A 12,402-nucleotide genomic window follows, 5' to 3' on the forward strand; every position below is an offset into this window, starting at 1 on the left:
TTACATACAAATTATAATTTTATTTACTATAAAATCTTATAGTTAAAAATATTTCTTTAAGAAATTGACCAAAAATTTATAAAAAAATAAACAAATTCAAAGCATTAATTTGTATCAATTGTCATAAAACCTTAAGAAAACTTTAAGTTGAAATTAAGGATATTTGTTCATAGTAAAGCTGTTTAGTTTTTCAGCAGCTTTTCAGGGTATCTCTGCTACTCTGACCCATTATGGAACTTGAATATGGCAAAGGTGTGTTATTGCGCAGATGACTTTGCAATGAATGCGGAAATATCTGACGCAATTATTCAATTAATTGAACAAGGTACACTTCAAGCGACCTCATGTATGACTCAGTCTGATTTATGGGAAACTGCTGCTGCCAAATTAAAACCTTTTAGTGACCAAGTTGATGTTGGTTTACATTTAAATCTTACCCATGCTTTCGCTTCAGGTAATACTGTTTTTTCCTTACCCATGCTTATTTTACGTGCATGGTCTTCAAGTCTGAATCGTGAATTAATTATCCAATGTATTGAAGAGCAATGGGACTTATTTGTTTCAGTCATGGGAAAGCACCCAGATTTTATTGATGGACATCAGCATATTCATCAATTTCCATTCATACGCGATATTTTGCTGCAATTGTTAAAAGAGAAAAAATTTACGGGTTGGATTCGAAATTTACAGCACCCGATAGATTTACCTCACTATCGTTTTAAGACTCGCGTGCTGTCTGCACTCGGCTCTAATTCTTTAGCAAAAGCATGTCAAACATATCATTTTAATCAAAATGACCAATTTGCTGGCATTTATGATTTTAAGCAAACTGACTATGGCGAACTGAACCAGTATTGGCTTGCGCATGCAAAAGACCACTTACTGATTATGTGCCATCCAGCGCTTGCAGAATCAAATGATCAAGATCCGATTCAACATGCCCGAATACAAGAATATGAATATTTCAGTTCGGATCAGTTCCAACTTGATTGTCAGCAATATGGTATACAGCTCACTAGACTAGGGGCAATGCAATGAACACAAAACCATTTTTATCCTGCGTTGTTCCAGCCTATAACGAAGCAGAAAATTTAAAAACTTTTATTCCTGCTTTAGCAAATAGTCTAAAACAGCAAAATCTTAGCTATGAAATTATTGTTGTAGATGATGGGAGTAAAGACGACACCATTCCTATTCTACAAACAATGATTGATGATTACCCATTGGTTGTGCTTGAACTTTCACGCAACTTTGGTAAAGAGGCAGCGCTAAGTGCTGGCTTAGATCATGTAACAGGTGAAGTGACGCTACTCATTGATGCTGATTTTCAACATCCATTTGAAGCAATTCCAACCATGATTAACCTTTGGAAAAATGGTTATGACATGGTGTATGGTATTCGCAATCGTACTACTGAATCTTGGCTTAAACGTGTTTTAACCCAAGGTTACTATCGTATATTAAACTTAAGTTCTCCGATCGATATCCCTGAAAGCGCGGGCGACTTCCGCCTACTAGATGCAAAAGTTGTTGAAGCAATTAAACAATTGCCAGAAAAAAACCGCTATATGAAGGGTCTTTATGCTTGGGTTGGATTCAAAAGTATAGGCGTTAATTTTTCTGAGCAAGAACGTCAACATGGTCGTTCTAGTTTTAACGTAAAAGCTCTCTTTAACTTAGCTATGTCAGGTCTAACTGGTTTTTCAGATTTACCTTTACGCATTTGTATTTATTTAGGTGCAATCTTAGCTTTAGGTGCTATGGGTTACGGAACATGGATTATCCTTAAAACCTTGATTGAGGGTGTTTCTGTTCCAGGTTGGGCAACACTTGTAGCAGGCATGACATTACTAGGTGGTATACAATTGCTATTCTTGGGTATTGTTGGTGAATATGTAGGTCGAATTTATGCGGAAGTAAAAAATAGACCAAAGTACATTGTTGCATCCGAACATTCTCATATTAAACAAGAAAAATCCATCACAAAGCCTGAAAATACTTTCTCAAGTTTCTAACATGTTTGCTCATATTTTTCAGCTCACGCGGTTTGCCACTACTGGTGCCGCAGCAGCACTCACCCACTATAGTGTAGCCATGCTTCTGTTTAAGAAGCATGTCGAGCTGCAATATGCCAATTTACTTGCATTTTTAGTTGCCTATTGGGTGAGCTATTTCGGGCATCGCATTTTCACTTTTAAAGCACAGCATCTTGCTCATCGTCAGACTTTACCAAAATTCACATTAGTTGCAGGCTTAGGTTTTTTATTTAATGAAAGTTTTCTTTTACTTTCAAATCTTTATTTTGACATTCCTGTTTCAACCTTAGTGTGTATTGCAATTGTTCTGACTTCTGTCGTGACTTTTTTGCTTAACCGTTTTTTTGCATTTCAACATTAAGGATTGTGTATGCAGCAATGGCTTCGTAATTCGAAATTTTTATTATTTTTTTTACCATGCTGGTTACTTGTTCTTTCTTGGATAAGACCTTTGTCAGTACCGGATGAAGGCCGCTACGGAGATATTAGCCGAGCGATGGTCGAATCTGGAGATTGGTTAACTCCACGAATCGATAGTTTACCATTTATGCATAAACCGCCATTGCTCCATTGGTTAAGTTCTATTTTTATGGAAATTTTTGGGGTGCATGTATGGGTGTTACGCTTAGTACCTGTTTTAGCAGCTACACTCACCTTAGTTGGTCTATTCTGGTTTGTAAAAAAACATATTTCAGAGCGTGTAGCGCAACTCACGGTTATTATTTTAGCGACTAACCTACTTTTTTTTGGTAGTAGTCAATACATTAACCATGACTTGTTAGTAGCATCCGGGATTACATTAAGCGTTTTATGCTTTGCTGATTTCACTATTTCTGCACGTAAATCTATCTTATTTTTAGGTTATTTTGCAGGCGCAGCAGCCTTTCTCAGTAAAGGACTTATTGGTGTTCTCATTCCAGGCATGATTTTATTACCTTGGTTACTCTACACAAAACAATGGAAGAAAATACCTTCGCTTCTTAATCCATTAGGGATATTGCTATTCTTACTTATCGTTAGTCCATGGTTATACGCAGTACAAAGTAAATATCCTCAATTTTTGCATTATTTCTTTATTGACCAACAATTTAGTCGATTTAGTTCAAAAGAATTTAATAATAAGCAACCGTGGTGTTTCTATCTACTTATTTTATTTGTTGGTTCTTTACCTTGTTTTTTTGCAAGTCGATTTGAATCTATTAAGACCGTCTTTAAAGATCATAAGCAATCTGGTGTATTTGCCTTGCTTGTATGGTGGTTTATTTCTGTCACGGTTTTCTTCTCTATTCCACCTTCTAAACTAGCGGGCTATATTTTACCTGCTGTCCCGCCCCTTACTATTTTCTTGGCACTTGTGATGAATAAGGTTCTTGAAAACAGTTATAAAACCAAATTACAGGTATGGGGTACTCCTGTATTTATTATGATTCTTGGAATAGGTATTGTGGCTACCCCACATTTTCTGCGTGCGAATCAGCCTTTTTTCCAACACGAAGCTGTCTTCATTTACACGATTGGCACACTGTTAATTGTGCTTCCATTGGTTTTAGTATGGTTATATAAAAAGCAAAAAGTGAGCTATTTAAACTATATTTTTATAAGTTTAATTGTTCTATGTAGTGCGGTTCCTTTTGCTGTTCGTATTTTAGATACTAAAAATAATGTGGGCCAAACAGATTTTGCTGAGTACATCACCCCATCTACAAAAATAGTTTTCTATAATTACTATTTCTATGATGTGCCTTTCCTTTTACAGCTTAAAAAGCCTGTCTACATTGTAAATGAATGGGATAGTGTTCATTCTGATAGCGCCTCTTTAGAAATTAAGGATGGACTGTTATTTGAGCCTGAACGTAAGAAGTATTTATGGAGCGAGCAGCAACTTAAAGATGCCTTAGCCCAAAAGCAAGATTTGATTGTAGTCAGTCAGCCAAATAATTTTGCAACTAAAGATCCTTCTGTGAAAACTCTACACTACCGAAACTATGATGTATTTATTTTCCATCCAGCAAAATAAATAGATTAGACATAAAAAAAGGAAGCCTAAGCTTCCTTTTTTTATTTTAAAACGTTTTACTCTTCAGAAGTATCTTCATTATTAGATACTGCTTCTTCACTATCGGTTTCAGTCGTATCTACTTCGCCTTCAAGAAGTTCTTCTTCGTCTTCTACAGCTTCAATTGAAACTACACCAACTAAAGTTTCTTCTTCGCTTAAACGAATGAGACGAACACCTTGAGCATTACGGCCTGTCATTGCAACCTCTGCGGCACGTGTACGAACAAGCGTACCACCATCAGAAATCAACAATAACTCTTTAGTTTCATCAATAGAAACTGCACCAACTAGCTCACCGTTACGTTCAGTTGTTTTAATTGCAATAACACCCTTACCACCACGTTTCTTGGTTGGGAAGTCATTTACAGGAGTACGTTTACCATAACCGTTGGCACTCGCACATAGCACTTCACCTGTCTCTGGTACAACTACAAGCGATACAATACGACTTACTAGATTTGAATCTGCTGAATCATCGTTATCATCCGATTCATCGTTTTCAACGTCTGCATCTTCTTCACTTAAGGTACTGCTTGCGAAGCTCACGCGCATACCACGTACACCTTTCGCTGTACGACCCATTGCACGTACGTCAGTTTCAGCAAAACGAATCGCTTTACCTTCGTTAGAGAACAACATGATTTGCTGATTACCATCAGTAATCGCAACACCAATTAAGGTATCTTCTTCATTGAGTTCAATAGCACGTAAACCATTTGAACGAATGTTAGCAAACTGTTCTAACTCAACACGCTTAACCGTACCAGAAGCAGTCGCCATAAACACATAGTGGTTTTCTGGGAACTCTGTTAACGGCAAGATAGCAGTGACGGTTTCATTTGCATCTAAAGGTAACAAGTTCACGATTGGACGGCCTTTTGCCCCACGTGATGCTTGAGGAACTTCAAATACTTTCAGGCGATACACTTTACCTACGTTGGTAAAGCAAAGTACCGTCGCGTGGTTCGATGCCACAATCAGATGTTGAATAAAGTCATCATCTTTCATTGAGGTTGCAGACTTACCACGTCCACCACGGCGCTGTGCCTGATAGTCTGAAAGTGGTTGAGTTTTTGCATAGCCCGTTTGAGAAACAGTTAATACCACTTGTTCTTCTGGAATTAAATCTTCACGACAGAAATCAACACGAGATTCAACAATTTCGGTACGACGTGCATCACCATATTGTTGTAATACTTGTGCTAGCTCTTCACGAATAACAGCCATCAACAAGTTGAAGTCGTTTAGAATTGCCGTCAGTTCAGCAATTTGACCTAAAATTTCAGTATATTCTGCGTGTAACTTGTCTTGTTCTAGACCTGTTAAACGGTGTAAACGTAATTCTAAAATTGCGCCTACTTGCGTCGGAGATAGACGGTAAATTGAATCGCTTAGACCAAATGGACGATTTGGATCTTCACCTTCAATTTCATCTGGACGAACCGAAATAGCCCCTGCTTTTTCAAGTAATGAAATAACACCACCACCTGCCCACTCACCAGCAAGTAAACGCTCACGCGCTTCAGCAGGGTTAGCAGAAGTTTTGATGGTTTCAATAATTTCATCAATATTTGCTAAAGCAACTGTCAAACCTTCCAAGATATGACCACGTTCACGTGCTTTACGTAATTCGAACATGGTACGGCGTGTCACAACTTCTTGGCGGTGACGAATAAATGCCGCAATAATATCTTTCAGATTCATCAATTTTGGCTGTCCGTTGTCTAGACAAACCATGTTGATGCTGAATGAGTTTTCAAGCTGGGTATTTAAGAATAAGTTATTTACAACGACTTCTGCGTTTTCACCGCGTTTTAAGTCAATAGCAATACGCATACCGTCTTTATCAGACTCATCACGAAGCTCTGAAATGCCTTCAAGTTTTTTCTCTTTAACTAACTCAGCAATACGTTCAATCACTCTTGCTTTGTTGACTTGATATGGAATTTCAGTAAAGACGATGGTTGTACGACCTGTCTTTTCATCTTCTTCGAAATGGTATTTACCGCGAATGTGTAAACGACCTTTACCAGTACGGTAGGCATCAACAATACCTGATTTACCGTAAATAATACCGCCTGTAGGGAAGTCAGGACCAGTAATGTATTCCATCAATCCTTCAATCGAGATATTCGGATTATCAGCATAAGCCAAACATGCATTCACAACTTCTGTCATGTTGTGTGGTGCCATGTTGGTTGCCATACCTACAGCAATACCAGCAGCACCGTTAATTAACAAGTTTGGAACGCGTGTCGGAAGTACCTGAGGAATACGTTCTGAACCGTCGTAGTTATCTTCCCAGTCAACTGTGTCTTTTTCTAAATCTGCAAGAAGCTCATGTGCCAGCTTAGTCATACGGACTTCGGTATAACGCATTGCCGCGGCACTATCACCATCGATCGAACCGAAGTTACCCTGACCATCAACCAATAAATAACGTAAGCTAAAGTCTTGAGCCATACGAACAATGGTTTCATAAACAGCTGAATCACCATGCGGGTGATATTTACCGATTACGTCCCCAACGACACGAGCAGATTTCTTGTAGGCTTTGTTATAGTCATTGCCCAATTCGTGCATGGCATAAAGCACACGACGGTGAACAGGTTTAAGACCGTCTCTCACATCCGGCAATGCACGAGATACGATTACACTCATTGCGTAATCTAAATATGAATGCTTGAGTTCGTCCTCAATGGCAATCGGTCGGATTTCCGATACGCTCATGCATACTCCTTCTTACAGATAGATATTTCTATCCGTTTATATGTCTTGATCTTGCAAAAAATTTAGTTCCGGAAAGTGAACTAAAATCGAAAAAAATATAGCTGTATACTATAGCATAAATTGCTCGCTAACTGGGAGTTTAGCGATCTTAAAATAGCATTTTTTTACAATAAAAATTCTATTAGAATTAATAAGTTAAAATTATAGATTTCTACTTTTAAATGTATTCCTTAAAACTCAATTATTCGACCAAAATATAAACAGCATGAAAGTGCTCTTTTTAGAACACATTTCATCTATTTAAAGAATCAAACTTTTCGTCTTAACCCAACTTAGCAATATTTGAGCTAAAGTTTCCGAGTCAATTTTTCAAATTCATTGCTCTTTTTTTGAATAATCAATTTGAACTTATCATTTTACAGGACGGTATTGAGCCGGTATCCATTGATATCCTGTTGAGCTTTTACCAATGTGTCCAATGCCGGGAAAAGCGATATGTGCTGCCCCTACCCACCATTGGTTTTTATAGGCTTGTTCAAAGATATTCTTACGAACAGCTATAGCCTGATTCGAGTGAGTATCGGGTTTGTAGCTTGCTTCAGGATAAGGAAATTGGACTGCACCGTAATGTACCACATCACCTAGACCTAAGAACTTTTGACCGTTTTGTCCATCTACTAAGTATGAAGAATGACCTTCCGTATGACCATGAGTCACGATCAGTTGAACATTCGGTACGTTAAAAGTGGCTTTGGTAAAAGCAACTAGTTGTCCTGACTTTTGGTATGGCTGTAAGGCATCACGCGTCATTTTAAATATTGGTTTAAAAAAATCGGTGGCTTTTGCTTCATTTGCAGATGATGTCCAAAAGTCGATATCTTCTTTAGCCAGATAAACTTTCGCATTTGGATAAGCCATTTTGCCATCAAGTGTAATACCGCATAAATGATCAGGATGGGCATGTGTAATTAAGATGGTATCTATTTGTTCAGGCTGTACACCTGCTTTCTTTAAATTTTCACGTACATGACCCAAAGTAGGCCCAAAACATTTTGCAGTTCCTGCATCAATTAAAATATTTTGTGTCGGTGTTTGCACAAGATAGGCAGAGAAATCCGTGACAATCTGATTATGCTCATCTACAGGAACAAAATTTTCTTCAAACAGTTGATTGGCTTTTTCAGCTGAAATACCCAGTAAATCACTACGAGGCAGTCCCAGTTCCCCATCAAACAATGCCGTTACTTTAAGGTTTCCTACGGGTTGTAAAAAGTAACCATCAACCTGATGCACGGTTGGCTTTTGTTCTGCATGTATAACTGTACTGGCACTCAGCAGTAATAATATCGCAAGTGATGTTAATGATTTCATCATAGAGTCCTTGGTATTTTTAATACTTTAACTCTACTGGCCTTTATCTATCTAAATCGCTCAATAAGCGATATGAAACGCTCAAATTAGCTTAGTCAGCAGCTAAAAGGGCAGGATCTATACCATAACGCCCTACAAAGCGATCACGAAAAATAGCAACCGATTGATATCCCGATTTGGCTGCAATGGTTTTCATGGGTAGTTTTTTCGAATACAACATCTCAAGTGCATAAGTAAGACGTGCATGTGTAATCGTTTCTCTTAAGGTTGTATCTTCATAGCTGAGCTTACGGCGAAGCGTTGCACTGCTCAAACCCAGTCGCATTTCAAACTCACGAGACTGCCAATGGTGCTGTGGATTCTCTATTACCCAATCGTGAATGATTTTTGTCAATTTAGGTGGCGGTACAATTAATACATCTGAGAAGTGCTGTTGGCATAACTGTACAAGCATAGCGGTAATACATAAACGTGCTTTCACCACATCATGATTAAACAAAGCTGTTTGCCACTCGGTTAAAGAGGTAGCGAAATCATCAATTGAAAACTTTAATATTGCTTCTGTTCTGTCGACTACGGGCTTTGCCCAAATCATTTGTGCAGCTTGAATGACTTCGTCACACATAGGCACAAGAATAGTGAGATATTCACCCGTTATAGGGTCAGGCAGATTAACTGCATCGATAACCGTATCGGGTTTTATGATATAGAGATCGCCAGCACTAAAATTAATTTGTTTTGTTTGAAGATTCAATTGTTGTTGCCCATATAGGATAAATCCCATATGCAACTGGTTAACTTTAATATTGGCTAGCCCATGCTGATTTTTAGATCGAATACATAAATAATCTCGTGCCATATCTGCCCGTGCCAATCTCACCAATGACTGATGCAATTGATGAGCTTCTATGGAAGCGGAATAATTAATATTCATAATAATGATCTAAATAAAAAATGCCCTTGGCTAGTTATAGCACAAGGGCGTTTTTTGAATAAGTGACAAGCTGTAAATTACAACTTGCTTACTAACTCTGGTACTACAGCGTTCAAATCACCAACTAACCAGTAGTCAGCAACGCTGTTGATTGGTGCTTCTTCGTCTTTGTTGATTGCAACAATAACTTTAGAATCTTTCATACCAGCTAAGTGCTGGATCGCACCAGAAATACCTACAGCAATGTAAAGCTCAGGTGCAACGATTTTACCAGTTTGACCAACTTGGAAATCGTTAGGTACGAAGCCTGCATCAACTGCTGCACGTGAAGCACCTTGTGCTGCACCAAGCTTGTCAGCTAATGGATCAAGTACTTTGTGGTAGTTCTCACCAGAACCTACACCACGACCACCAGATACAACAATACGAGCAGCTGTTAATTCTGGACGATCAAGTTTAACGATTTCTTCAGATACAAACTTAGAAATGCCTGCATCTTTTACTTCGCCAACTGTTTCAATCGCAGCAGAACCACCTTCCGCAGCAACTGGATCAAATGCTGTACCACGAACAGTACCAACAATGATTGCTTCGTCAGATTGAACAGTTGCAATTGCGTTACCAGCGTAGATTGGACGCTTGAATGTGTTCGCAGATTCAACAGAAATAATGTCTGTGATCATACTTACATCAAGAAGTGCAGCAACACGTGGAAGAATGTTCTTACCAGTAGTGGTAGAAGCAGCTAAAACGTATTTGTAACCTTTAGCTAAGTCAGCAACTAAGCCAGCTACGTTTTCAGCTAATTGGTTTGCATAAGCCGCGTTGTCAGCAAGCAATACTTTGCTTACGCCAGCAACTTTAGCAGCAGCGTCAGCAACTGCTTGAGCGCCTGAACCAGCAACTAATACAGTAATATCACCACCGATTTTTTGTGCTGCAGCAACAACGTTTAAAGTAGCACCGTTAAGTGTTTGGTTGTTGTGATCAGCGATAACTAAAATACTCATGATTTTATCCTTCCGTATTAGATCACTTTCGCTTCATTTTTCAATTTTTCTACAAGCTCATCTACAGATTTCACTTGTACGCCAGCTTTACGTTCTGCTGGAGCTTCAACTTTAACAGTTTTAAGCTTAGTACCAGCTGTAACACCGTAATCAGCAGGAGATTTAGTATCAAGCGGTTTTTTACGAGCTTTCATAATGTTAGGCAATGCTGCATAACGTGGCTCGTTTAAACGCAAGTCAGTTGTAATGATTGCAGGAAGTGCAAGCTCAACAGTTTGTAAACCACCGTCGATTTCACGAGTCACTTGTACTTTACCGCCATCTACTTTCACTTCAGAAGCGAACGTACCTTGACCAGCACCTAATAATGCGCCAAGCATTTGACCTACTTGGTTAGAGTCATCATCAATTGCTTGTTTACCAAGAAGGATAAGTTCTGGTTTTTCAGCATCAACAACACCTTTTAAGATTTTAGCAACTTCTAAAGCGCCAATTTCGTCAGTGGTTTCAACTAAAATACCGCGGTCTGCACCCAAAGCCATTGCAGAACGGATTTGTTCTTGAGCTTCTTTAGGGCCAACAGAAACAACAACGATTTCTGATACTGTTCCTTTTTCTTTTAAGCGAACCGCTTCTTCCACTGCGATTTCACAAAATGGGTTGATTGACATTTTAACGTTGGTAAGGTCAACCCCACTATTGTCCGGCTTAACACGAACTTTAACGTTGGCATCAACCACGCGTTTTACAGCAACAAGAGCCTTCATGTAATCCTCGGCTGTTCTAGCAAAAGTAAATGTTGAGAAAAGTATATTAACTCTTCGATTAAAATTTTTTAGGTACCCTATCTTGCAATGTGTTTGGCATTTCGGTCAAGTCACAATTTTCTGGAACAGTACAAAAAAAATGAAATCATCAGTTCATAAAAAAAAATTTATACATGATTACCCTCTATTTTATTCTTTTTAAAGTCTATTTTATACATTGATTTTTATTATCTTTTTATTTTATTTACCTTATTAGTAAGAAGCATAAGCACGGTGTAAAAGACTCAAAATTTGTCGTTTTCAGGCTATATATGCTGACAAATTGTGCAAAGATCAAAATGGTCAATTGGGTAATTTCACCCTTTTTCTTTATACAAATTTGTAAATAAATACAAATGATCTCTACATTCACCTTATTTAGTGCAATCAAAGTCGCTTATTGATAAATAAATTATCTTAAACTACCTAATGCTTAGTCGCTCGTGGATGAGCCTGATCATACACTTGAGCCAAATGATCAAAATCGATATGCGTATAAATTTGCGTAGTCGATAAGTTGCTATGACCTAACATTTCTTGCACCGACCTTAAATCACCGCTGCTCGATAACATATGGCTGGCAAAACAATGGCGAAGTAAATGCGGATGTAAATCGACATTTACACCGGCTCTTTGCGCCTGAAGTTTTACACGCTTCTCGATTTGCCTAGGAGTGAGCACACCACCTCGTTGAGAAATAAAAACAGAAGCATTTTGGTCAAAATGGCCTTTCCAGATTTTATAAATTTTGAGCCAATTCAATAGACTTTCTTTTGCCTTTTTCCCAAATGGGACAATACGGGTTTTATTTCCTTTACCCGTAATACGAACAAGATGACGATTAAAATCGATATCTTTAATGGTTAGGCCTTGTAGTTCTGCGAGTCGTAAACCACTTGAATACAGTAGTTCCAACATGGCTTTGTCTCTTAACCAAAGCTGCTGATCAATTGGTTTCTCTGGCATAGGTTGATCTAAAATTTGATTAACCGTTTCTATGTCGATCATACCCGGCAAAGGCCGAGGCTGACGTTTTAACTTAAAGTCGTCAGTGGGATTAATTTCTAGATATTTGCCCTGTTCAGCCCATTTCATAAACTGACGAATAGAAGTGAGATGACGCTGCATGCTACTTGCGCTTAACTGGTCTTGCTCAACACGTTGAGCTAGATATTCACGTAAATCTGAAGCTTCAACATTTTTTAAATCAATTTTTTTTGAGTCACAGAACTCAAGAAAGCTTTTCACATCTCGCTCATAAGCCGTGATTGTATGCTCAGACTGGTTCTGAATTTTTCTTTCTTTCAACCACATCGAGAGCAGTTGTAATGCAAAATCCAAATTGCTCTCCATTTATTTGCCCATTTTTTTTTGAGTGTACCAAAAACTAATTGATCATGAAAATTTCATATCGCACAGCATAATGAATCTAACTTATATATTACACTTCACTTTAA

Annotated in this window: 10 protein-coding genes; 4 read left to right on the forward strand and 6 right to left on the reverse strand. The window is 38.2% G+C overall.

All coding sequences use genetic code 11. The features are described 5' to 3' along the window. Nucleotides 1–243 precede the first annotated feature (243 nt). From B554_RS0105825 to B554_RS0105840, 4 genes are read left to right on the forward strand one after another with little or no spacing between them, the layout of a single operon-like run. Nucleotides 244–1,038: a ChbG/HpnK family deacetylase gene (locus tag B554_RS0105825; protein ID WP_019457302.1), complete on the forward strand. Its 795-nt coding sequence runs from the start codon at nucleotides 244–246 to the stop codon at nucleotides 1,036–1,038. Beyond that, complete coding sequence (locus B554_RS0105830; protein ID WP_019457303.1) at nucleotides 1,035–2,015, forward strand: glycosyltransferase family 2 protein; 981 nt, start codon at nucleotides 1,035–1,037, stop codon at nucleotides 2,013–2,015. The genes B554_RS0105825 and B554_RS0105830 overlap by 4 nt, the downstream gene beginning before the upstream one ends. Before the next feature lies 1 nt (nucleotide 2,016). Further along, the gene (locus tag B554_RS0105835; protein WP_019457304.1) at nucleotides 2,017–2,397 is read left to right on the forward strand and encodes a GtrA family protein; all 381 of its coding nucleotides are present in this window, start codon (nucleotides 2,017–2,019) and stop codon (nucleotides 2,395–2,397) included. A 9-nt stretch (nucleotides 2,398–2,406) separates the two neighbouring features. Beyond that, on the forward strand, nucleotides 2,407–4,053 hold the full coding sequence (locus B554_RS0105840; protein ID WP_019457305.1) for an ArnT family glycosyltransferase: 1,647 nt from the start codon (nucleotides 2,407–2,409) through the stop codon (nucleotides 4,051–4,053). Between the two features lie 56 nt (nucleotides 4,054–4,109). Here the strand turns inward: B554_RS0105840 and gyrA are convergent, their stop codons facing one another. From gyrA to xerC, 6 genes are all read right to left on the reverse strand, one after another. After that, the gene (gene gyrA, locus B554_RS0105845; RefSeq protein WP_019457306.1) at nucleotides 4,110–6,824 is read right to left on the reverse strand and encodes a DNA gyrase subunit A; all 2,715 of its coding nucleotides are present in this window, start codon (nucleotides 6,822–6,824) and stop codon (nucleotides 4,110–4,112) included. 411 nt (nucleotides 6,825–7,235) lie between these two features. Further along, nucleotides 7,236–8,195, reverse strand: a complete 960-nt coding sequence (locus tag B554_RS0105850) for an MBL fold metallo-hydrolase (RefSeq protein ID WP_019457307.1) — start codon at nucleotides 8,193–8,195, stop codon at nucleotides 7,236–7,238. Between the two features lie 91 nt (nucleotides 8,196–8,286). Beyond that, nucleotides 8,287–9,129 carry a helix-turn-helix domain-containing protein gene (locus tag B554_RS0105855; RefSeq protein ID WP_025465108.1) on the reverse strand — a complete coding sequence of 281 codons (843 nt, stop codon included), beginning with the start codon at nucleotides 9,127–9,129 and terminating at the stop codon, nucleotides 8,287–8,289. A 77-nt stretch (nucleotides 9,130–9,206) separates the two neighbouring features. Further along, nucleotides 9,207–10,139, reverse strand: coding sequence for an electron transfer flavoprotein subunit alpha/FixB family protein (locus B554_RS0105860; protein ID WP_004699815.1), 933 nt, complete (start codon nucleotides 10,137–10,139; stop codon nucleotides 9,207–9,209). Nucleotides 10,140–10,156: 17 nt separating this feature from the next. Then, on the reverse strand, nucleotides 10,157–10,906 hold the full coding sequence (locus tag B554_RS0105865) for an electron transfer flavoprotein subunit beta/FixA family protein (protein ID WP_004699812.1): 750 nt from the start codon (nucleotides 10,904–10,906) through the stop codon (nucleotides 10,157–10,159). A 465-nt stretch (nucleotides 10,907–11,371) separates the two neighbouring features. After that, the gene (gene xerC / locus B554_RS0105870) at nucleotides 11,372–12,259 is read right to left on the reverse strand and encodes a tyrosine recombinase XerC (protein ID WP_079393627.1); all 888 of its coding nucleotides are present in this window, start codon (nucleotides 12,257–12,259) and stop codon (nucleotides 11,372–11,374) included. Nucleotides 12,260–12,402 lie beyond the last annotated feature (143 nt).

This window comes from Acinetobacter sp. GG2, from assembly GCF_000292385.1.
In the GTDB taxonomy this organism is placed as follows: domain Bacteria; phylum Pseudomonadota; class Gammaproteobacteria; order Pseudomonadales; family Moraxellaceae; genus Acinetobacter; species Acinetobacter seifertii.